The organism is Lacrimispora sp. (genome assembly GCF_032078915.1).
In the GTDB taxonomy this organism is placed as follows: Bacteria; Bacillota; Clostridia; order Lachnospirales; family Lachnospiraceae; genus Lacrimispora.
This window is the reverse complement of sequence record NZ_DAMAUN010000077.1, coordinates 1-21702: the sequence shown is the minus strand read 5'-3', so window position 1 is coordinate 21702 and position 21702 is coordinate 1. Positions and strand designations below refer to the sequence as shown.

Sequence of the window (21702 nt, the reverse complement as noted above, 5' to 3'; positions counted from 1 at the left end):
CATTCCTAATTTTAAAACTTAATCATTTTTCTATTTGTACATAAAAAAAGAGCTCATTCAGAAAGCCAAATTTAAGGCAGTTGAATAAGCTCAAATGGGGAAAACGTTGGAATGATGATAGGGATTCAGACAAGTTATTTATCCGTTTACCAACCAGACAAATTACCAGAATTAATATTTAACAATTGTATTAATTATCATACACCCAATATAATCCTTATTATTATCTAACTCCCTAATTGCGATTTATATGTATCGAATTTTTATTTTACTGTAAAATAGGGTTCTTATTAAGCTCTTATTAATAAAACTTTAACGAAAAAAAGCCCGGGATTGTTATTAAATCCCCGGCTCTAAATTGGCATTATTTGTTTTCTTAAAGGCGCTGCTTTTGAGCGCTATTTTATGATCAATTTTTTGACGGGCAAATATTATAGTAAATCCGAAAAAAATTAATGTCCTGCGGTTTTCTCCACAGGACATTCTAATCGGTTTAAATTATAATGCGGGAGATGGGACTTGAACCCACACGATCATACAACCACAAGATCCTTAGTCTTGCCTGTCTGCCAATTCCAGCACTCCCGCATGTCATATAAATATTGAAAACCACACAGCTATGACAATCTGCATAGTTTCATGCAGAAGAAGGGACTTGAACCCTCAAGGTATTGCTACCACACGGACCTGAACCGTGCGCGTCTGCCAATTCCGCCACTTCTGCATTTCGTTGTTATCTGTCGTAACAACAATAGTTATTATAGTATACAAGCTCTTATATGTCAACAACATTTCTCCAAATTTTTCAAATATTTTTTTTGTATATATTTTTCAAAAAATATTGACAATTTCACTTTTAAGTGCTAAGATAATGTTCGTTGTGCGGGAGTGCTGGAATTGGCAGACAGGCAAGACTAAGGATCTTGTGGGTGTATGCTCGTGTGGGTTCAAGTCCCATCTCCCGCATTTTTTATTATTTATATTTTCCCTATTGACATATTTCGCTTTTCGGGTATAATAAATCATGTATTCCTCGATAGCTCAGTCGGTAGAGCAAACGGCTGTTAACCGTTGGGTCGTAGGTTCAAGTCCTACTCGGGGAGTTTTTTATTGCCAGGAAATATAAGGCACATGTGATTATAAAAAACAAAAAAGCGCAGGCATCTTTGTCTGCGCTTTTTCATTATCATTGGAAGATACACTCTACTCCATCACCTCTGTCGGTTTTTCAATTTCCATTTTTTCCGGAAGTATGAGGTTCAGTCCCAAGGCCAGTACAAACACCACAGCCATACAATTTTCTGAAAATACATCCTGAATGATTTCCGGGAATATATGAAAATTTTTCCGGAATCAGGGTAAATCCGATTCCCACACTGAGCAGCAAGGAACTGATAATGGAATTTCTCTGGCTAAATCCGGCCCGGGCCAGCATCTGCACACCGCTTATGATGATGGATCCAAACATCATAATGGTACAAGCACCCAGCACAGCCTCAGGAAGAGATGCAAAAAAGGAACCGATCGGAGGAAATAAACCTGCCAATATCATTCACGCAGCCCCTGTCATGATGTAAAACGGTCAACAACCTTTGTCTACCCGGATATCCATATCAAAAAATATTTTAGGTTTCCCCTAATACAATAGCCCCGAAGATAAAATCCCGGGGCTAATTTTTCGTTAAAATTTTATACTATTTTATTTTCACCTGTAGGCAATCATATTACTAAGTGTACATAACCGTCCTAAAAGATGGCATACAAACGCCTGTTGCAGCGCCACATTCCAAATCAGAAACTCTCAGCCTCCTGGAGCACTTCTCTTACTCTGCTTTCATTTATCAGCAGTCATCATCACCGCGCCAGCGGGAAGCGCTGTTGCAGCCATCCCGAAAACCTGCGCAGTAAGCTTCTCTTCTTTCCTTCTCACATTCATCTCTCTCAGTTTCGCAACAAGATCTATTTTCACATCCGCAGTTATTGTTGCAACTACGCCTGCAATTATTATTACAGCCGCCCCAAAAACAGCCCATATTTGCACCTCTTTTATTATTTTATATCTTATTATATGGGCCCATTAGAAAAGATGTGAATGCTGTAAAAGATGACTTTGACAACGGCATTCACTCAATTAATTTATATATATGTATTTATTCTAACCCATTTTATAATGAGAAAGAGTTGATAAATTGATGATACTATATTTATTTTCGTGGGGCCGGAACGCCTGGAGCCCGCCTATATCAATGACTACTCTTCATATCCTTCATATTCTTGATTTTCTTCGTATTCTTCATTTTCTTCAAAATCTTAGCGATCACTATTTCGCCAGCTGAATTTTCTGCATCCGTCTTTAAAGCCTCTCCAGTAAGCTTCTTTTATTGCTTGTCTGATCCTTTCGCCGTCATGATCACATTCACGATCGCGGTCACAATCACATTCACGATCACGTTTGCATCACATTCACGATCACGTTTGCATCACATTCACTATCACAGTCACATTCACGATCACAGTCACATTCACGATCACGTTTGCAGCCGCATTCACGATCACATTTGCAGCCGTATTCACTATCACGTTTGCAGTCGCATTCACTATCACAGTCACATTTACGATTACGTTTGCAGCCGCATTCACGATCACGTTTGCAGTCGCATTCACGATCACGTTTGCAGCCGCATTCACGATCACGTTTGCAGTCGCATTCACGATCACGGTCACAGTCGCGATCACGTTTGCAATTCTTAATACATCTGCATTTGAATTTACATTCAAAACTACTCATATACTTTCACTTTTATTTGCTGTGTTACAATATATTATATGGGACACTTAGACAAGGTGTGTTAGCGCTGAGTTTGTGTATAACCGCAGGTCGTAGTCTTGTAATAATTTGCATATTTATGTCGTATTTTCAGATATTAACACACAATCCACAATTGTTTCCACATTATTGTGGATAAGTGTCGTTTTAAGTAGTCAATCAAATATTCATAATCCGCTTCACTTCTTGATGAGGTTAAAAAAAGCCCCCGTAAACCATGTGTTTACAGGAGCAACTTGCGGACATCAATAAGGGTTTCAAGGGTTGATATTACCTCATTGCAGATCAACCAGGTTTTACGGGCTGTTCCTTTACAAATTTTCGTTACCTGTAGCTTTCTTTTTGTGGGCTCTGCCCACACCCGGCCTCTGGAAATATTAGGAAAAAATAGGGCATATTATAAGTACCGACGAAAAAAGGAAATAAATGGGCCGGTCAGACAGTTGTGACAAACTGTCTGACCGGTTTTCCTTTATAGATATTCATTCAATCGTTCTGGATAAAACAGCATCAACTGGCTGAGTACCAAGTCTCAATTCCGGTATCGCTGCGTCCATTTCTTTTTAACATTTCATCACCCATAATATGATTTCTTTCTACATGTGTCATTTTAATTCCCTTATTTCTCAAATATAGTTAATTATGATAATATTCGACTTGGAGTATATATATTAACTACTGTTACTCCAGTATTAATTAATTGTGGACCTGTATCAAATCCCCTTAATGCAGCAACTGCCTCAGCCATACCCAAATAGCCCATTGTAAATGGATTTTGTACCAATGTAGCTTTTATAGTATTATCTCTTATCATTTCCTGAATTACCGCTGTGATATCAAATCCAATACCAATAATATTTATATCATTTTCTCTCAAAGCGTACCCCATCCCTAAGGTAGATCCTTCATTCGTTGAAAAAACACCAACAAGATCGGGATTGTCTCTTATATGTTTTTCCGTTGCTTGTTTTGCTAACTCTGGGTCACCATTCGTATATATTGTTTCTAATATTTGATATCTGACAAACAATCTAAAATAATCGCGAAATCCCATTTCCCGATTTACAGTCGTTCTGTTTTCAGGAGTTACCCCAATGATTCCTATTGAACCATATGTGAGACCCATCTCCTCTAATTCGTAAAACATATTTTCTCCAGCTATCTTACCAGCTGTATAATTATCTGTAGCTAAGGTTGTGACTGCTTCTTCAAACGCTGGTGCATCAACATAAATGATTTTTATACCCTTTGCTTTCGCTTCTTCAACTGCTCTTGAAATCCTTAAAGGATCACTCGCCGCTAACATTATTGCATCTGCTCCCGCTGCTACGGCATTATTAAATATTTGAATTTGTTTATTTACATCTCTCGTTAAGGGGGCGTCCCATTCATATGTAATACCTATCATAGAAGCCATTTCTCTGGCACCATTATCCATAATCTTCCAAAATTGATCACTTTTATCCATGGTTATTAAATAAATTTTATAATTCTCATTTACTATATGGTTCATTTCTACAACATCTCCTATATTAATAATCAATTTTAATGTTGGTCCAATTACCTTCACACCTGGTGTTGAAATTCGGGCTTTACAACGAGTGTACTGATATATAACCGACTTGCATAAAGATATATACTGTTATTAACATAATTATAGGCTGTAACAGTGGAATATTTGTCCAGATAAATAAAATATCTGTAACCTATTCCCGTATCTACAATTCCTGTTAATACTCCTTGTCCCCCAGGCTAAAATTTGGAACAATTCTAATTCTTGAAATAAAATTCGAATCTATAGCAGAAGGCGCTTTAATACTCCTATAACCGGCACAACTTACAGATTTGGAAGAATACACGGTCATTCGATTATATGCGAGGGAGGGTTCGTAATATTACTTCATTCAATTGCTATTTTAATATAGTGAAATAAAAAAGACCATAGGTCATCCAAATATGGAAGAGTCTATGGCCCTTATTTTAAATTGGGATTGGTGCTTTTTTTAACTTTCGATAATCCTGATTCCAGCTATCTTTTGTACTATTCCATACTTCTTGCGGACCAATCTTTGCTTTTATGTCTGCATGCTCCAGAGCATTTGCTACAATCGGCACCATAGCCTTTGCCATCTTCTCATAATCAATAATTCCAGATAACGCTGCATTCAATTCTGCAGATATGCCAGCTTTAAAGTTATAAGAAGGCGGATCGTATGAAACCGGAGCTTTCGTATCGATTATGTCAAAAAACTCTCTGTTCACACTGTATTCCACTCCCATATCCGGCACTACTACATTGGATACATCAAAGGCATTTGATGCATCACTGGCCCACTGTTTCATGAGATCACCAGACGATTTCATCTTTTCTGCAATTCCAGTATTAAAGCCAGCCACAGTGAATCCACCGCAGTCAGAAAAGAGTCCTTAAGGGGAATGTATGTCCAGCAAGCCAGTAAACCAATTTGTCAGTTTACCGTACACCCATAAAACGACGGAAGAACTACTTGCAGAAATTAATAAAATTCCTGCTAAGTTCTAAATGCTCTTGTATATTGCGCGTATATTACGAATCAAAATATGGTTTTTAGGCGCTTGCAGACATCAAAAAAACCCCGTAAACACGAGGTTTCCGAGGTTTGAATATGCGATTAAGCCACTTTGGATTTAGCCAGTTCTGCTAATTTAGCGAAGCCTTCTGCATCATTCACTGCCATGTCAGCCAGAACTTTTCTGTTTAAATCAACTCCAGCTAACTTTAAGCCGTGCATAAATACGCTGTAAGATACACCGTTAATACGTGCAGCAGCATTGATACGAGCAATCCATAACTGTCTGAACTGTCTCTTTCTCTCTTTTCTGCCTGCATAGGAGCTTGTTAATGCTCTCATAACTGACTGCTTTGCTACTCTATACTGTTTGGAACGAGCGCCTCTATAGCCTTTAGCCATCTTTAACACTCTGTTATGTTTTTTCTTAGCGTTCATACCGCCTTTAATTCTTGCCATCGGTTTTTCCTCCTTCTTAACTTAAGATCCTATAAATATGGTAAAATCTTCTTCATTACTTTTGCGTTTGTTGCATCAGTAACGATATCTTTTCTAAGATTTCTTTTTCTCTTAGTTGATTTCTTAGTTAAGATGTGAGATTTGTAAGCTTTATTTCTTACAAGCTTTCCCGTTCCTGTAACTTTAAAGCGTTTTGCAGCTGATTTGCTGGTTTTTAATTTAGGCATTGTATTTTCCTCCTTGATAAGTTCTATTGGCGTTTTGCATTCAAAAATATAACCATGCTTCTTCCTTCCACCTTAGCTGGCTTGTCAACAACTGCGATATCTGCCAACTTCTCAGCGAAGTCATCCAGAATATATCTTGACTTTGACATATGCGCCATCTCACGACCTCTGAAACGTAAGGTTACCTTAACTTTATCTCCCTTTTCGAGGAACTTCCTTGCGGCGCTCATCTTCGTGTTTAAATCGTTGGTGTCAATGTTAGGAGATAAACGAACTTCCTTTACTTCGATTACCTTCTGTTTCTTTTTAGCTTCTTTTTCTTTCCTTGCCAGTTCATAACGATATTTACCATAATCGATAATCTTACAAACCGGTGGTTTTGCAGTCGGAGCAATCTTAACCAAATCCAGTTCTGCTTCCTTTGCCATCTGCAAAGCATCCCTTGTTGACATGATTCCCAATTTTTCTCCGTTTTCACCAATCAACAGAACTTCCTTATCTCTGATCTGTTCATTAATCATTAAATCGCTAATTGTCGTGCACCTCCATTATATAGTGTGTGTTGGCTGGAATCCACATTGCTTGCCCATAGGCATAAAAAAAAGTAGATAGACAAATGCTATCCACCACCAAAGTCTCTACACAGTAAACCTATGTACCAAAGGCTATGAACCAGGGACACTTACTCGTGCCGTGGTGAGGCGGATACCTACTTTCCTGTTTGCTGTTTTCACAACTCTCATAATAATACTATATATTTATCTTTCTGTCAACATATTTTTTTAAACACTGTCTTCTTTTCCTTTTAAGGCTTATCTTGCAACTTTCTAGCGGGAGAGCTACAATGGTAATATGAATAAAATAAACGAATCAGGAGGCGCTTTTTATGTGGTTTGCTTTCGCTCTTCTTTCCTCTGTTTTTGCCGCATTCACTTCAATTTTGGCTAAAATGGGAATCGAAGGAGTCAATTCCAATCTGGCTACGGCCATCCGGACAGTTGTTGTGGTGCTTATGGCCTGGTTGATCGTTTTTCTCACGGGGGCTCAGACCGGACTCCCTGAAATCAGCAGAAAAAGCTGGATCTTTCTCATCTTATCCGGCATTGCTACCGGTCTCTCCTGGATCTGCTATTACAAAGCCCTTCAAATTGGAGAAGCTTCCAAGGTCGTTCCCGTAGATAAGCTAAGCATAGTTCTCACTGTGATCCTGGCATTTCTTATTCTCCATGAACAATTCACTATGAAAAAGCTCATAGGCATCCTTCTGATCACGGCAGGAACCTTTGTTATGATCTTATGACCCGATCGTCTATGTCAATCAGATATTCGCAATCCGCTTTGCAATTTGCTCACAGCGTGCCCCGCTTCACCGGGCATAATCTCATAACTGCCATCGCAGCTATGTGGTTAAATAAGATGCGTCAGGAACTTCCTCCCGGCGCATCTTATTTTTAATGATTATCTGGTTTTAAAGGTAGAGCATTCGGTATGCTCTGCTGCATTCGCACCGTCCCCTGCGATTCCGATATGCTCCGCAGAACAGTGGCGTCCTTCATTGTAAACGCAGTTGACAGCTTCGCAGTCCACTTCCAGTCGGCTTTCCGGAGTCTTGAATAAGTTATGGAAAGAACCGTCCTTATTCTCATCAAAGCTTCCACAGCAGGTATCATAGCTGTCCTTTGCCTGGGATCCTTCCACGATAATGGCGGACTTGCAGCAATAATTATCAGAATTATGAAGACAGCTTGTTACATTACAATCTAATTTTGTCATGGCCTATTTCCTCCTGGTATTCTTACCTAAGATAATGTTTCAGGATTATTATGCACGCAGCGGAAGGAAAATATTCTCACGAATATTTTCCTTCTTTTCCTTAAGCCATGATCAATTTTATTTTGCTTCTTCTGTTATATTTACCTTTTTGATTTCCTTTGTACGGATCTCGCGGCAGATATCATCAATGAAATCGGAAAGCGGACGCTGTCCCTCATCGCCGTTAAAGCGGCTGCGGACAGATACGACACCCTCTTCTTCCTCTTTCTGGCCTACCACCAGCATATATGGAAGCTTAGACAGACGTGCCTCACGGATCTTGTATCCGATCTTTTCCGCACGCTCATCAACCGTTGCCAGAACGCCGTTATCTTTTAACTGTGCCGCTACTTTTTCTGCGTAGTCATGGTATTTTTCAGAGATCGGAAGTACGCGAACCTGCTCTGGACATAACCATGTCGGGAATGCTCCCTCGTACTTTTCAATCAGCCAGGCCAGGGTTCTTTCATAGCAGCCCATGGAAGTTCTGTGGATGATATAAGGACGTTTCTTTGTTCCATCCTTATCCACGAAGCTCATATCAAAGCGGTCTGCCAGGAACATATCCAACTGAATGGTAATCATGGTATCTTCCTTACCATATACGTTCTTTGCCTGAATATCCAGCTTAGGCCCGTAGAACGCCGCTTCTCCGGCAGCTTCCGTATATTCGATTCCGATGTGGTCAAGGATTTTGCGCATCATGCCTTCCACTTCATCCCACATCTCCGGTGTGCCCAGATAATGATCCGCTTTATTTGGATCCCATTTGGACATTTGATAAGTCACGTCACCTTCCAGGCCAAGTGTTGTGAGACAGTATTTTGCCAGGTCCACACAACCCTTAAATTCCTCTTCAATCTGATCAGGACGTACGATCAAGTGGCCTTCGGAAATGGTAAACTGACGGACACGAGTTAATCCGTGCATCTCGCCGGAATCCTCGTTGCGGAACAGAGTAGAGGTTTCGCCATATCTGCAAGGCAGATCACGGTAGGATTTCTGGCTCTGTTTGTAAACATAGTACTGGAATGGGCAGGTCATTGGGCGGAGGGCAAATACCTCATCATCTGTTTCCTCATTTCCAAGTACAAACATTCCTTCCTTATAGTGATCCCAGTGGTCGGAAATGATATATAAATCCTTCTTTGCCATGAGAGGGGTTTTTGTTCTCATATAGCCCCGCTTCTCTTCCTCATCCTCGATCCATCTCTGTAAAGTCTGGACGATCTTTGCACCCTTTGGCATTAATAGAGGAAGTCCCTGGCCGATTACATCAACCGTTGCGAAAATCTCCATGTCACGGCCCAGCTTGTTATGATCCCGGTTTTTAATGTTTGCCAGATATTCCAGGTATTCATTTAACTCTTCCTTCTTAGCAAAAGCAGTGCCGTATACACGAGTCAGCATAGCGTTTTTCTCGCTGCCTCTCCAGTATGCTCCGGAGGAAGAAGTTAGCTTAAATGCCTTGATGGATTTGGTGCTCATAAGGTGAGGTCCTGCACAAAGGTCTGTAAACTCTCCCTGACGATAGAAGGAAATTTCCGAACCCTCAGGAAGGTCCTGAATCAGTTCTACCTTATAAGGTTCGCCCTTTTCCTCCATAAATTTAACTGCTTCTTCTCTTGGAAGGGTAAAGCGCTCGATTTTTGCACCTTCCTTTATGATTTTCTTCATTTCGCCTTCGATTTTGTCCAGATCTTCTCTTGAAAAAGATGGGATATCAAAATCATAGTAAAATCCATTTTCAATGGACGGTCCGATTGCAAGCTTTGCCTGGGGATACAGCCTTTTTACAGCCTGTGCCAGGATATGGCTTGCCGTATGACGGTAAGCAGAAAGACCTGCAGGATCGTTGACCGTAAGAATGCTTAAACTGCAGTCCCCATCTACCTCGGTCCTCAAATCCACAACCTTTCCATCCACCTCACCAGCGCAGGCATTTCTAGCCAGGCCTTCGCTTATATCGGAAGCGATGTCAATCACTGACATTGCATGTTCATATTCCTTGACTGATCCGTCTTTTAATGTAATCTTCATTTGCCATCAATCTCCTTTACCTATTATTGTTAAATATTTTGTTTATCAAATAAAAAAAGCCCCTTTCTGTATGCTTCCATACAGAAAGGGACGATTCTATTCAAAGAAATCGCGGTTCCACCCTTACTTGAGTGAACAAATTAAACGTTCAAACCACTTCATATGATGATAACGGAATCACCGTTCCCCATTACGGGACGCTCCAAGCTGGTCTTCTCATATCATTCCCGTAAGACGCTTTCACCAAGCGCGCCTCTCTCTGGCCTTTCCTGATATGATACTGGTCTTGTCAATGCTTTTTCTATATTGCTTTATAGCTTTAGATTATAACACGGTTATGCCGTTTGTCAAGCGTCATAAAAAATTTTCTTACAAAAGAATGATCAGGGCTGCTGTAATTGCAGCTATGCTGATGACAATCGACAGGGAATTGATTGCGCTTGCTGTCTCGATATCTCCGTTTAAAGCACCGGTAAAAGCAGGCGCCACTGACGATACCGGGCCAAGAGACACGATCACCAGTGCCCGGCGTACATCAAGCCCAAAAGGTGCCAGAAAATAAAATCCAACTGCCATTAAAACTGCAATCATATACCTTACTCCTAATATCCTGAGAATGTGGCTCATCTTTTCCTTTTCCATGCGGATCTCAAAACCAATGCCAAGCATTAAAAGGGCGAGAAACGCATTGGCTCCCCCTGCGGTATCCGCAATGGTGATTAAAACAGAAGGCAGCTTTATATTAAGTATGCTTAAAACAGTCATTATGACATAGGCATCAAAGGGAGCCGAAGAAAAAAGCTTAAGCACAGCCTTTTTTATGGAAGGCTTTTCCTCCTCTCCTATCACCATGCTGGCTAAGGTGTAAGTCATTCCGGTACACATAACAGCATTTCCGGCATCAAACAGGCTTGTGGCTGCGAATCCAACCGGGCTTAAAAAGCTCTGCACAAAAGGCATGGTAAAATTTCCCACATTATAACCGGACATGTTAATCATTGCAAAAGCCTTTAAATCCTTTGTTCTCCGGGCATACATCACATACCCGGCGGCAACCGTCACACAATTGCACAAAAATCCGATTACACATACAAAAAGAATGGAGTAATCCATGGTGATCCTGCTGAAATTGGAAACAATGGCTGCAGGAAGGGTAATCTTGATCACGATCCTGGAAATCAGGTAAAAATCCTTTGCCTGAAAAAAACCTGCCCGTTTGAGCAGGTATCCCATAATAATAATTGATACAAATGCAACTGCCTTTATCAGTACCGCTGTCATATCCGGCTCCCTTTTTCTTTCTGTATTCCTCAAAACTTCCGGCGGCGCTATAGGATCAGCTCCGCCGGATAAATTCTGTAAGATTTATTTTACTTCCACGGACCAGCCCTCTGGTCCTTCAATCATGCCCAGCTGGATGCCGGTAATGGCATCATAAAGTTTCTGGGTCAGTTCTCCGATCCTGCAGCCTCCCACAGACATTCTATCTTCCTCAAACCGAAGCTCACCAACCGGGGATATAACGGCTGCCGTTCCTGTACCAAAGCATTCTTCCATTGCCCCGGATCTTGCTGCCGCAACCACCTCGTCAACCGAAACCTTCCGTTCTTCAACAGCCACTCCCCATTTTTTACACAGGGCAATGACGGAGTCCCTGGTAACGCCCGGGAGAATGCTTCCGTTTAGTTCCGGTGTGATGACCACGCCGTTGATCTTAAAGAAGATGTTCATGGCACCTACTTCTTCGATGTATTTCCGGTAAACTCCGTCAAGCCATAACACCTGGGAATAGCCCTCATCATGGGCCTTTACCTGAGAAGCCAGGGAAGCAACGTAATTCCCCCCTGTCTTAGCTTCACCGATGCCGCCCTTTACCGCTCTCACATATTCATCCTCGATCCATATCTTGACCGGATCAAGGCCGCTGGCATAATAAGCTCCAACAGGCGATAAGATGATCATGAACTTATAGGTGTGGGAGGGCCTGACCCCTAAGAAGGGGTCGGTAGCAATTACAAAGGGCCTGATATAAAGGGAGGTTCCCGGTTTTGTAGGGATCCAGTCCTGATCTACATTTACAACTTTTTTTAATCCTTCTAAAAACAGATCTTCCGGAATATCCGGGATGCAGAGCCTTCGGTTGCTTCTGTTGGCGCGCTCGATATTCTTATCCGGACGGAACAGCAAGACCCTGCCATCCTCTGTCTTGTATGCCTTTAAGCCCTCGAACATCTCCTGTCCGTAATGGAATACCATGGAAGAAGGGTCCAGCTCCAGCTTATGATAAGGCACGATCCTGGGATCATACCAGCCCTTTCCCTCTTCATAATCCACCTCAAACATGTGATCCGTAAATATGGTTCCAAATGTCAACGGGTTATCATTGCCTGGTTTTTCTTTCGGGCAAGTTGTTTTTTCGATTCTGATTGTCTGCATTGATACTCTTCCTTTCCCTTACCGGCATATCTGTCAGTTATTGTAATTTATCTATCATTATCTTCCAAAAAGAGTTGGCTGTCAAGAATCTTAGGCCTTATTTACTCTACCGAAATGGAATCAAAACCATAACTTTGAGTTATATGGCGGGGAAGTTCCATTCTCACCGTCTTCATCGGGTTTACTGTCTGGCAGATGACAAGGTCCCCGGTCATGGTAAGCAGCATGCCGGCCTCTTCATAATCCATCCCCATCTTTTCCTTCATGAACTCATACATCTGTCTGGAAGCCGCCCGCCAGGCTTCCTCCACCTGTTCCCTGGAGGCAAGGGTGATAAGCTTATCCTCTGTTTCGATCATTGGATAGGAAACACAGTTTTTATTTCTCACAACGCTCACCCGGACGGTAGCACGTCCTTCTATTTCCAGACCGCAGTCCTCCACTTCGCCGTCTCCCATGACAGCATGGAAATCCCCCATAGACAAAAGAGCCCCCTCCACAAATACAGGCAGATATAAGGATGCTCCCTTTTTGATCTGGGTGCAATCCATATTTCCGCCATGATCCATGGGGGTGATGGTGGATACTCCCTCGCCTGCCGGCGCCACCCCGATGACGCCGATCATGGGTTTTACCGGAATTTTGACCCGTTCATTGAAATAGGCGTATCCTCCCTTTACAGGCACCCGCCTTAATACTTTCCGGGGAAATTCCTCCTTTTCGCTTCCGCTGCCAGGCCCTAGCATGACAATTCCCACAGGGCCCATCTCAATATCCAGAATATCGATCTTAAGCATATCTCCCGGCATCGCTCCCTCAATGCAGAGAGGCCCTGTGGCCGGATTTCCTGGTTTTCTTATCACATTTTCAAAGGTCGCCTCTTCTGGAAGAAACTGGTTTGTGAAGCAGTCATAGGTCTCAAAGGCCACGATCTCTCCTGCCCTGACCTTGTCACAGGGCGGATTCTCCTTTGCAAGAACATTTGTAATATAATCCCTGGTTATGGTTTTCATACTTTTCTCCTTTTACTGTTTTCTTTTTCCGCTAAGCTCCGGCCAGATGGTCGCCAGCATGGTTATAAAGCAGGCTCCGCCTCCAATGAGATTGGAAACCGGCTCCGCCATAAAGACTCCTGCCGCCCCGTTTCCAAGCAAACCCGGAAGGATGAGGATCAGAGGAATCACGATCACCACCTTGCGGAAGATGGAGAAAAATACCGCTTTTTTTGCTTTTCCCAGGGCCACAAACACAGACTGTCCGGCAAACTGCAGGGACATGAAAAAGAAACCGAAGTAATAGATCCGCATCGCCGGAACACCTGCCTTTAACAGTGCTTCTTCCTGATTGAAAATCCGGATAAAAAACTCCGTAAAACCATGGACCAGCCCCCACATGACTGTGGTATATGCGATGGAAACTACTGATGTAAAAATAATTGCCCGTTTTACCCGGTCATATTTTTCTGCCCCGTAATTAAAGCCCATGACCGGCTGCGCACCATTGGTAATTCCGCTTACAGGCATGGATATCACCTCCCGGACCGAATTGATGACGGTCATAACTCCCACATACAAATCGCCGCCATAGCGCTGTAAGGAAGCATTATACATGATCTGTACCAGGCTGTTGGTAATGGACATGGTAAAGCCTGACATTCCAAGGGCAATGATATCTTTTACCCTGTGTTTTCTCAAACGAAAGCAGGAGGTCTTAAGCTTTAAAATCGCTTTCTTCCCTGTCAGGAATTTAACAATCCAGAGAGCAGAAAGAAACTGAGACAATATGGTCGCAATGGCCGCGCCTCTTACCCCCATATCCAGAACAAAAATAAATATGGGATCTAAAATAATATTGGCAACCGCTCCCAGCAGAACCGTCACCATCCCCATCGTTCCAAATCCCTGAGAGTTAATAAAGCTGTTCATCCCAAGGCCAACCATAACGAAAACATTGCCAAGCAGGTAAATGCTGATGTATTGATCCGCATACGGATAAGTAAGATCGCTGGCACCAAACAAATACAGCATGGGCTTTTTTAGAACCAGGCCCAAAACGGTAAGCCCCAGACCAAAAGCCACCAGGAGGACAAAGGAATTACCCATGATCTTTTCCGCTTCCTTATCATTCCCCCGCCCCCTCTCAATGGAGCATAAAGGCGCACCGCCCATGCCGAATAAATTGGCAAAGGCTATAACGATGGAAATGATGGGAAGGCATAGCCCGAGTCCTGTTAATGCCATGGTCGCATTTTCCGGAAGCCTTCCTATGTAAATTCTGTCAACGATGTTGTAGAGCACATTGATCAGCTGAGCCAATGTCATAGGGACGGCCAGCTTTAATATGTTTTCCACCACGTTTCCTTTTGAAAAATCATTCTTCGTATCTGTCATTTAAGTATTATCTCCTTACCTGTTTAATCATAACATCATCTTTCTGATTTTGCATCCAGTTTTTCCCCTTAAAATCCTTAAACGGCAATAAATACCATTCTAACTGAGTTTCCTATCCCACAAAAAGGGCATGTTCCATAACAATTCTGTCAAGATCTTTGTTACAAGAACTTGCCCGGCTTCCGGCTGCATGCTATGATAAAAAGAGATTTTTATTTAAGGAGGAGGACCCCATATGAAAATCAGCCGGATTGGCGGGGTAATTGCAGCCGCCAGCAAAAAAGATGCGGAACCATTGCTGCAGATCGGGACAATCCCCATAATAAAACGTATTGTTATATCTTTTCAGCAGGCAGGCATTTTTCCCATTGTAGTCGTAACCGGAGCAGAGGAAGATGAAGTAAAATACCAGTTATCCAGCTATGGTGTGATCTTTATCCGAAATGAGAATTGTGAGCAGCCGGAGCTTATTGACTCCGTAAAAATAGGGCTGAAATATTTACTGGGAAAATGTGACCGGATGGTTTTTACACCGGTAAATGTTCCCATGTTCACACCGGCCACTTTAAATAGCCTGCTGGCAGCCTCCGGGGATATTATAACGCCTTCCTGCAAAGGCAAAGGCGGTCATCCTATTATTCTTTCAGAAACAGTTATTCCGGAAATCATCGCTTACTCTGGAAGCGGAGGTTTAAAGGCGGCCATTTCTTCTATGGCCGGCCGCCGCATCTTTTTTCCGGTGGATGACCCCGGAATCTTTATCAGCGTGCGGGATTCCCGGCAGTTAGAGGACTACCTGGCAGAGCATAACCGGGCACTTCTCCATCCAACCGTTCAGTTAAACCTCCAAAAGGAATCCGTTTTCTTTAATACAAGAATCAAGCTTCTGCTGTATCTGATCCTTGACTCCCATTCCGTCCGCAGCGCCTGTGACCGCATGGCCTTATCCTATGGGAAGGCATGGGATATGTTAAATAAACTGGAAGAAGAAACGGGATATCCCATTGCAGAACGAAAACATGGAGGCAAACGTGGCGGAAACACCACCCTGACTCCCCAGGGCATCCAGTTCTTAAAGACATGGCAGGAGCTGGAAGATAACATATTTCAGTTTACACAAAAAGAATTTTCCGCTCTGTTCCGTGACAGCGGATTGTTCCGGTAAAGCGAGTGCTTCCCAGGAAGAATTTGAAACATACATAACCCCCTTTTATAATGGCATTATAATCATAGTGTTGTTATGGAAGGGGGATTTTTTATGCTTGGAGCCAGTTCTGCCTGCGGACTCATACTGGCCGCAGGGTTGTCCAGCCGCATGGGGGATTTTAAGCCGCTGATGCCGTTTAAGGGAAAGACCCTGATTGAAAGCACCATAGACAGTATGCTGGCAGCCGGAGTGAAACAGATCGTAATCGTTCTGGGTTACCGGAGAAATGAGATTGAGTCGGTTCTTCGCCTTCATTATGGGAAAGAAATCATTTATGCCAGCAATCCTCACTATGAAACTACCGATATGCTGACTTCCATAAAATATGGTCTTCGCTCCATGCCCCATTGCAAAGCATTTTTCCTGCTTCCAGGTGACATGCCAGTCGTTAAAAAAAACACATTCCTTAAACTTTTAAAAGCCCGGCCAGACAACCAACCCTCTGTCCTCTTTCCCACTTTGGGAGGATACAGGAAGCACCCTCCCCTGATCGATTACAGATTCCGTGACATCATACTGCAATTTGAAGGAGAAGGCGGTCTGCGCCAGTTATGGAAACAGCAGGAGGAATCCATCATCCACGTACCGGTGGATGATGACGGCGTATGGATGGATCTGGATACCATGGAAGATTATGAAGTCTGCATCAGCCGGTTTTGTCCGGCCAAAATTTAAAAGGAGGTAATGAAACAATGGAAAACATTAGTCAGCCAGTAGTTAAAAAAGACCATGCGGCAAAGATGGCGGGCCGCTCTGTTTATGTGGGCGATTATGAAAATGACGGGGTCCTGGTAGGAAAAATGCTTCGTTCCAGGCTGGCCCGTGCAAGGCTTTCCGCCGTGAACATCCCACCGCTTCCCGACGGCTATTTTTACGTTGATAGGTCTGATGTCCCCGGTGACAATCATGTAAACATCGTCATGGATGATACGCCTGTTTATGCCCGGGAAACGGTAGAATACATGGGAGAGCCCATTGGAATGGTGGTGGGTCCGGAAGAAGCGGTGGTTGACCGCATTCTGGCTGAGATCCAGGTTTCCTATGAAGAATTGGAACCTGTCCTGGACCTTGGCAGTGCGGATACCGTATTCTTTGACTATGAATATGGCAAAGGGAATATGGAGAAGGCCTTTGCTGAAGCCGATAAGATCTATGAAGAAGAATTCACCACCGGATATCAGGACCAGACCTATTTAGAAACCCAGGGAATAATGGCGGAGCCTGAGGAAAACGGAAAAATGTTCATCCACGGCTCTCTCCAATGTGCCTATTACGTGCACGGAGCCGTTATGCGGGCCCTTGGCTGCGGACCGGATCAGGTACATATCAAACAGGATGTGACCGGAGGTGGCTTCGGAGGAAAGGAGGCATTTCCGTCGATCCTGGGTTGTCAGGTAGCTGTAGCTGCTAAAAAGGCCGGGGCTCCCGTCCGCTGCATCTTTGACCGCCGGGAAGATTTAGAGTTTACCTCCAAACGCCACCCTTCCCTCTGCAGATACAAGGTCGCCGTCAAGGACGGCAAAGTGACCGCCATGGACATTGATGTTAAATTCAACAGCGGCGCTTACACCACCCTGTCTGCCGTGGTTCTTCAGCGGGGGATTATCTGCTCAAACGGAATCTATAACATTGAGAATCTCCACGTAAGGGGAAGGGCCTTAAAAACCAACACCACTCCCACAGGAGCCTATCGGGGCTTCGGCGCTCCCCAGACATTTTTTGCAGTTGAAATGATGATGGACCACATTGCAATGGATCTTGGAATCGACAGCCTGGAATTTAAGGAAAAACACATCGCAAAGCAGGGGGATCCCACTTCCACCTCCGGGAAATACCATTTTCCGGTACCCATTCCTTCCATGATCAAAGAAATCGACCAGGCATGTGATTACCGCAGAAAGCGTCGGGAATATGCAAAGCCTCAGACCGGACGGTACCGCAGAGGAATCGGAATTTCCATGCATTTTCACGGGGCTGGATTTACCGGTTCCGGAGAACGGGATATTATCAAAGCCGTATGCAGGCTTCACAAATATCCTGACGGCACGGTTGAGATCCTGGCTTCCAACGGAGAAATCGGACAGGGACTGCGTACCACGTTTCCAAAAATCGTCGCCAAGGAATTAAACCTTCCTCTTGATAAGGTTTATTACGATCATCCGGATACGGCCCGGGTTCCGGACTCCGGTCCCACCGTTGCCTCCCGTTCCCTCATGGTAGTAGGAGAACTCCTCCGCCGCTGTGCCATTAAGCTGCGCTCCCAATGGAAGGAAGGGGAAGATCAGATGGTGGAAGAACGGTTTAAAGAACCAGATTTTGTCATTCCCTTCTACCTGGATAAATTCCAGGGCGATGCTTATCCCACCTATGCCTGGGGTGTCAACGCCGCGGAAGTAGAGGTGGATACCTATACAGGGCTGACGAAGATCCTTGGGGCTTACGGCAATTTTGATGTTGGCACTCCCATTGACTATAACATTGTCATGGGACAGATGGAAGGCGGATTCCTTCAGGGGATCGGCTATGCTTCCACCGAATATATGGATTACGACCAGAAAGGAAGAATCCGAAACAATTCCTTCTCTGATTATTTAATACCCACTTCCGCCGATGTGACGAACTTAACATGTATGCTGCATGTGGAAAAATACCCTGACGGACCTTATGGGGCCAAAGGAGCCGGAGAACTGCCTCTGGTAGGGATTCCTGCCGCTTATGTGGAAGCTGTGGAACAGGCCCTGGGGCATGGAGTCAAGCTGAATCACGCCCCATTTACAGCAGAGGATACCATGAAAGTGATTATGAAGGAGGGGTTATAATGGAAGCAATCAATTTTCTGTTAAATGGAGAGAAAACTGCTTATGGCGGCAGCTCGGCAGACCGTCTTCTGGATGTTTTAAGAGATGTTTTCCGTATGACCAGTGTTAAATGCGGATGCAAAGAAGGAGAATGCGGCGCCTGTTCCGTCCTGATGAACGGAATTCTGGTAAACTCCTGCTGCGTTGCCATGGGTGCTGCAGAAGGTGCCAGTATTGTCACTCTGGAAGGATTTCGGGAAACGGAACGGTTTGCCGTATTAAATAAAGCCTTCGCTGCTACGTCGGCGGTGCAGTGCGGTTTTTGTATTCCAGGAATGGTTATGGCTGCCGAAGCCCTATTGAGCAAGATTCCCAATCCCACAGACAGCCAGATACGGGAAGGACTATCCGGCAACTTATGCCGCTGCACCGGATATAACGCCATTGTAAATGCGATTCATATAGCCGCAAAGGAGGGAAATGGATTATGGTAAATGGATACAGACCGGCTTCCTTACAGGAAGCATTGGAGATAAAGAAAACTACCGATGCCGTTCCCTATGCAGGCGGCACTGACCTTATGGTGGAAAACAGAAAAGGAGTCTCCTATCTTTTCTTAAACGGATTGGAGGAATTAAGGTATATCCGGGAGGAAGGGGACTATATTTTCATCGGTTCCTGCGTCACCTTTACAGAGGCGCTGGAATCCGATCTTATTCACCCGCTTATGAAAGAGGCTGTTGCACAAATTGCTGCACCTGCAATCCGGAATACGGGAACCTTTGGCGGCAATATCGGAAACGGGTCTGCCAAGGCCGATTCCGTGCTGGTCCTTTTTGTCTGCGGCGCAAAATTACGTCTTGCCTCTGTCCACGGTCAGCGGACCGTAAACATTGAAGACTTTTATCTGGGAAGAAAAAAACTGGATTTGAAGCCAGAGGAGCTGATTGTGGAGATACTCCTCCCAAAACGGGGCCTGGATAACTATTATTATAAAAAAGTCGGCGGGCGAAATGCCCTTGCCATTTCCCGTGTTTCATTTGCAGGACTTATGACTGTAGAAAATGGACGGATCCAAGGGATGGCCGCCGCATTTGGCGCCGTGTCCGATACGGTTCTCCGCTTTCAAGATCTGGAAGCCAGACTATCTGGAAAAACCCTCGAAGAAGCCAGCGCTTTAAAGGAAGAGCTGCTGTCTGCTTACGGGGAGCGCCTGGTATTGACCAGAGGCCGCGTATCTGCTGAATACCGAAAAGCAGTCTGTATGAACCTGCTTAAGGATTTCTTAGAAGAAAAAGGCATTTAGCCGGAAGGAGTTTACCCATGTACATATTACACATCAATGGGCAGGACTACGAAACGCCCCACGACAAAAAGCTGCTGCGTTTCTTACGTGATGATCTTCATCTGACAGCCACAAAGGATGGCTGCAGCGAAGGTGCCTGCGGAACCTGTACGGTTCTTATTGACGGAAAGAAAGTAAAGGCCTGTGTCCCTAAAATCAGCACGCTGGAGGGGAAAAATATTCTTACTGTGGAAGGAATCGACCCGGAAGAAATGAAGGTATACGAACACTGCTTTGCAGAGGCCGGCGCTGTTCAATGCGGCTTCTGCATTCCTGGCATGGTCATTTCCGCCAAAAGCCTTCTGGATACAAATCTCACCCCTGCAAGAGCGGAAGTTAAAAAAGCAATCAAGGGCAATTTATGCCGCTGTACCGGCTATAAAAAGATTGAAGATGCCATTCTTCTGGCTGCTGACTTTTTCAGAGAGAAGCTGGAGATCCCACAGTCTCCTACTGCCCTGCATATGAATGAGCACTTTAAGCGCATTGATGCTGCAGAGAAAGTAAACGGAACAGGAATCTTCGCCGATGATATGTATCTGCCTGGCATGCTGTACGCCAAGTGCCTGTATTCCAAGTATCCAAGAGCCATGATCAACCGGATCGACGTTTCAAAAGCACTGGAGCACCCGGACTGCGTGGAAATCCTGACGAAAAAGGATGTGCCATGTAATAAGATCGGCCATATCAAGCAGGACTGGGATGTTCTCATGGGCGAAGGAGATATCATCCGTTACGTTGGAAATGCCCTGGCAGTCATTGCAGCGACCCGTGCAGACGCCCTGGAAGAAATCCTGGCTCTCATTGACGTTGATTATACGGAGCTTCCTGCCATCACCAGCCCTTATGAAGCTTTAAAGGGAGATGCTCCTCTCATTCACGAGGATGGCAACATCATGAGCCGGGCCAACCTGGTGCGGGGCAATGCAGATGAAGCCATTAAAAATTCAAAATTTGTGGTAACAAGAAAATACAAAACCTCCTGGCAGGAGCACGGCTTCATGGAACCGGAGTGCTGTATGGCACTTCCTGAAGGGGATGACGGCCTACTGATTTACACCACCAGCCAGTCCATATATGACGTTCAGAGAGAATGCGCCCAGATGCTTAGCATTTCAAAGGAAAAGGTCCATTGCCACGCACCTTTAGTAGGCGGCGGCTTCGGTGGCAAGGAGGATATGTCTGTACAGCAATATGCTGCCTTAATGGCCTGGTATACTAAAAAACCTGTCAAGATAAAATACAGCCGCCAGGAATCCTTAAATTACCATGTAAAACGCCATCCCATGGAAATGGAATTTACCACAGCCTGTGATGAAAACGGCCGTCTGACTGCCATGAAGGGCGTAATCATTGCCGATACGGGAGCTTATGCTTCTCTGGGCGGCCCCGTACTCCACCGCGCCTGCACCCATGCAGCCGGCCCTTATAACTACCAGAACATTGATATCTTTGGGATGTCCGTTTATACCAACAACGTGGTTTCCGGCGCTTTCCGCGGATTTGGCGTAACCCAGAGCTGCTTTGCAACGGAAATGAATATCAACCTGCTTGCAGAAATGGCCGGTCTGGATCCCTGGGAGATCCGCCGTCTCAATGCCATCAAGCCAGG

General features: G+C 44.3%; 20 protein-coding genes, 4 tRNA genes, 1 pseudogene and 1 other annotated feature. Of the genes and pseudogenes, 9 read left to right on the top strand and 16 right to left on the bottom strand.

All coding sequences use genetic code 11. The annotated features are described in order from the left end of the window. Positions 1–504: 504 nt before the first annotated feature. Both RT269_RS23180 and RT269_RS23175 read right to left on the bottom strand, forming a co-directional pair. Positions 505–588 (bottom strand) — tRNA-Leu (locus tag RT269_RS23180). A 52-nt stretch (positions 589–640) separates the two neighbouring features. Beyond that, positions 641–724, bottom strand: a tRNA-Leu gene (locus RT269_RS23175). Between the two features lie 158 nt (positions 725–882). Between RT269_RS23175 and RT269_RS23170 the strand changes: the two genes are divergently transcribed. Both RT269_RS23170 and RT269_RS23165 read left to right on the top strand, forming a co-directional pair. Next, positions 883–966 (top strand) — tRNA-Leu (locus RT269_RS23170). A gap of 64 nt (positions 967–1030) precedes the next feature. Then, positions 1031–1103 (top strand) — tRNA-Asn (locus RT269_RS23165). Between the two features lie 100 nt (positions 1104–1203). On the opposite strand, the pseudogene RT269_RS23160 reads toward RT269_RS23165, so the two are convergent. From RT269_RS23160 to infC, 8 genes and pseudogenes are all read right to left on the bottom strand, one after another. Then, positions 1204–1596 (bottom strand): annotated as a pseudogene (locus tag RT269_RS23160) (solute carrier family 23 protein); the annotation flags it as partial. Between the two features lie 238 nt (positions 1597–1834). Further along, complete coding sequence (locus RT269_RS23155; RefSeq protein WP_313186171.1) at positions 1835–2041, bottom strand: hypothetical protein; 207 nt, start codon at positions 2039–2041, stop codon at positions 1835–1837. A 428-nt stretch (positions 2042–2469) separates the two neighbouring features. Continuing rightward, entirely contained in the window at positions 2470–2778 is a 309-nt protein-coding gene (locus tag RT269_RS23150; RefSeq protein ID WP_313186170.1) for a hypothetical protein, read from the bottom strand. Positions 2779–3467: 689 nt separating this feature from the next. Then, positions 3468–4340 (bottom strand): substrate-binding domain-containing protein, encoded by an 873-nt coding sequence (locus tag RT269_RS23145; protein WP_313186169.1) that lies wholly within the window; start codon positions 4338–4340, stop codon positions 3468–3470. Between the two features lie 467 nt (positions 4341–4807). After that, on the bottom strand, positions 4808–5224 hold the full coding sequence (locus RT269_RS23140) for a hypothetical protein (RefSeq protein ID WP_313186167.1): 417 nt from the start codon (positions 5222–5224) through the stop codon (positions 4808–4810). A 254-nt stretch (positions 5225–5478) separates the two neighbouring features. Continuing rightward, positions 5479–5835 (bottom strand): 50S ribosomal protein L20, encoded by a 357-nt coding sequence (rplT, locus tag RT269_RS23135; RefSeq protein ID WP_024295099.1) that lies wholly within the window; start codon positions 5833–5835, stop codon positions 5479–5481. 29 nt (positions 5836–5864) lie between these two features. After that, a complete protein-coding gene (gene rpmI / locus RT269_RS23130; protein WP_013272956.1) occupies positions 5865–6062 on the bottom strand; it encodes a 50S ribosomal protein L35 in 198 nt (65 codons plus the stop codon). A 23-nt stretch (positions 6063–6085) separates the two neighbouring features. Further along, positions 6086–6583: a translation initiation factor IF-3 gene (infC, locus tag RT269_RS23125; RefSeq protein WP_313186166.1), complete on the bottom strand. Its 498-nt coding sequence runs from the start codon at positions 6581–6583 to the stop codon at positions 6086–6088. A gap of 365 nt (positions 6584–6948) precedes the next feature. On the opposite strand from infC, the gene RT269_RS23120 reads away from it, so the two are divergent. After that, positions 6949–7362, top strand: a complete 414-nt coding sequence (locus RT269_RS23120) for an EamA family transporter (RefSeq protein ID WP_313186165.1) — start codon at positions 6949–6951, stop codon at positions 7360–7362. A gap of 158 nt (positions 7363–7520) precedes the next feature. Here the strand turns inward: RT269_RS23120 and RT269_RS23115 are convergent, their stop codons facing one another. The 6 genes from RT269_RS23115 to RT269_RS23090 all read right to left on the bottom strand — a co-directional run bounded on the left by RT269_RS23115 (position 7521) and on the right by RT269_RS23090 (position 14740). Continuing rightward, positions 7521–7835 (bottom strand): DUF1540 domain-containing protein, encoded by a 315-nt coding sequence (locus RT269_RS23115; protein WP_025233446.1) that lies wholly within the window; start codon positions 7833–7835, stop codon positions 7521–7523. A 117-nt stretch (positions 7836–7952) separates the two neighbouring features. Beyond that, positions 7953–9914: a threonine--tRNA ligase gene (gene thrS, locus RT269_RS23110; protein ID WP_313186164.1), complete on the bottom strand. Its 1962-nt coding sequence runs from the start codon at positions 9912–9914 to the stop codon at positions 7953–7955. 83 nt (positions 9915–9997) lie between these two features. Further along, positions 9998–10216, bottom strand: a binding site (T-box leader). A gap of 67 nt (positions 10217–10283) precedes the next feature. Continuing rightward, entirely contained in the window at positions 10284–11195 is a 912-nt protein-coding gene (locus RT269_RS23105) for an AEC family transporter (RefSeq protein ID WP_313186163.1), read from the bottom strand. Between the two features lie 84 nt (positions 11196–11279). After that, a complete protein-coding gene (locus RT269_RS23100; RefSeq protein WP_313186162.1) occupies positions 11280–12350 on the bottom strand; it encodes a branched-chain amino acid aminotransferase in 1071 nt (356 codons plus the stop codon). Between the two features lie 101 nt (positions 12351–12451). Further along, complete coding sequence (locus tag RT269_RS23095) at positions 12452–13363, bottom strand: acetamidase/formamidase family protein (RefSeq protein ID WP_313186161.1); 912 nt, start codon at positions 13361–13363, stop codon at positions 12452–12454. Between the two features lie 12 nt (positions 13364–13375). Next, positions 13376–14740, bottom strand: coding sequence for an MATE family efflux transporter (locus RT269_RS23090; protein ID WP_313186160.1), 1365 nt, complete (start codon positions 14738–14740; stop codon positions 13376–13378). Between the two features lie 235 nt (positions 14741–14975). Between RT269_RS23090 and RT269_RS23085 the strand changes: the two genes are divergently transcribed. The 6 genes from RT269_RS23085 to RT269_RS23060 all read left to right on the top strand — a co-directional run. Next, a complete protein-coding gene (locus tag RT269_RS23085) occupies positions 14976–15905 on the top strand; it encodes an NTP transferase domain-containing protein (protein ID WP_313186158.1) in 930 nt (309 codons plus the stop codon). Positions 15906–15998: 93 nt separating this feature from the next. Further along, positions 15999–16622, top strand: a complete 624-nt coding sequence (locus tag RT269_RS23080) for a nucleotidyltransferase family protein (RefSeq protein WP_313186157.1) — start codon at positions 15999–16001, stop codon at positions 16620–16622. Positions 16623–16639: 17 nt separating this feature from the next. Then, complete coding sequence (locus RT269_RS23075; protein WP_313186156.1) at positions 16640–18766, top strand: xanthine dehydrogenase family protein molybdopterin-binding subunit; 2127 nt, start codon at positions 16640–16642, stop codon at positions 18764–18766. Next, a complete protein-coding gene (locus tag RT269_RS23070; RefSeq protein ID WP_313186155.1) occupies positions 18766–19239 on the top strand; it encodes a (2Fe-2S)-binding protein in 474 nt (157 codons plus the stop codon). The genes RT269_RS23075 and RT269_RS23070 overlap by 1 nt, the downstream gene beginning before the upstream one ends. After that, positions 19233–20051 (top strand): FAD binding domain-containing protein, encoded by an 819-nt coding sequence (locus RT269_RS23065; protein ID WP_313186154.1) that lies wholly within the window; start codon positions 19233–19235, stop codon positions 20049–20051. The genes RT269_RS23070 and RT269_RS23065 overlap by 7 nt, the downstream gene beginning before the upstream one ends. A 17-nt stretch (positions 20052–20068) precedes the next feature. Further along, a partial coding sequence (locus tag RT269_RS23060; RefSeq protein ID WP_313186152.1) for a molybdopterin cofactor-binding domain-containing protein occupies positions 20069–21702 on the top strand: 1634 nt, incomplete at its 3' end.

Bases quoted from the DNA above. Each gene is read 5' to 3' on its own strand.
- RT269_RS23065 (WP_313186154.1), top strand. From the start codon at position 19,233: ATGGTAAATGGATACAGACCGGCTTCCTTACAGGAAGCATTGGAGATA.
- rpmI (WP_013272956.1), bottom strand. From the start codon at position 6,062: ATGCCTAAATTAAAAACCAGCAAATCAGCTGCAAAACGCTTTAAAGTT.
- RT269_RS23145 (WP_313186169.1), bottom strand. From the start codon at position 4,340: ATGAACCATATAGTAAATGAGAATTATAAAATTTATTTAATAACCATG.
- RT269_RS23100 (WP_313186162.1), bottom strand. From the start codon at position 12,350: ATGCAGACAATCAGAATCGAAAAAACAACTTGCCCGAAAGAAAAACCA.
- RT269_RS23120 (WP_313186165.1), top strand. From the start codon at position 6,949: ATGTGGTTTGCTTTCGCTCTTCTTTCCTCTGTTTTTGCCGCATTCACT.
- RT269_RS23075 (WP_313186156.1), top strand. From the start codon at position 16,640: ATGGAAAACATTAGTCAGCCAGTAGTTAAAAAAGACCATGCGGCAAAG.
- RT269_RS23105 (WP_313186163.1), bottom strand. From the start codon at position 11,195: ATGACAGCGGTACTGATAAAGGCAGTTGCATTTGTATCAATTATTATT.
- RT269_RS23115 (WP_025233446.1), bottom strand. From the start codon at position 7,835: ATGACAAAATTAGATTGTAATGTAACAAGCTGTCTTCATAATTCTGAT.
- infC (WP_313186166.1), bottom strand. From the start codon at position 6,583: ATGATTAATGAACAGATCAGAGATAAGGAAGTTCTGTTGATTGGTGAA.
- RT269_RS23080 (WP_313186157.1), top strand. From the start codon at position 15,999: ATGCTTGGAGCCAGTTCTGCCTGCGGACTCATACTGGCCGCAGGGTTG.
- RT269_RS23095 (WP_313186161.1), bottom strand. From the start codon at position 13,363: ATGAAAACCATAACCAGGGATTATATTACAAATGTTCTTGCAAAGGAG.
- thrS (WP_313186164.1), bottom strand. From the start codon at position 9,914: ATGAAGATTACATTAAAAGACGGATCAGTCAAGGAATATGAACATGCA.
- RT269_RS23085 (WP_313186158.1), top strand. From the start codon at position 14,976: ATGAAAATCAGCCGGATTGGCGGGGTAATTGCAGCCGCCAGCAAAAAA.
- RT269_RS23090 (WP_313186160.1), bottom strand. From the start codon at position 14,740: ATGACAGATACGAAGAATGATTTTTCAAAAGGAAACGTGGTGGAAAAC.
- RT269_RS23070 (WP_313186155.1), top strand. From the start codon at position 18,766: ATGGAAGCAATCAATTTTCTGTTAAATGGAGAGAAAACTGCTTATGGC.
- rplT (WP_024295099.1), bottom strand. From the start codon at position 5,835: ATGGCAAGAATTAAAGGCGGTATGAACGCTAAGAAAAAACATAACAGA.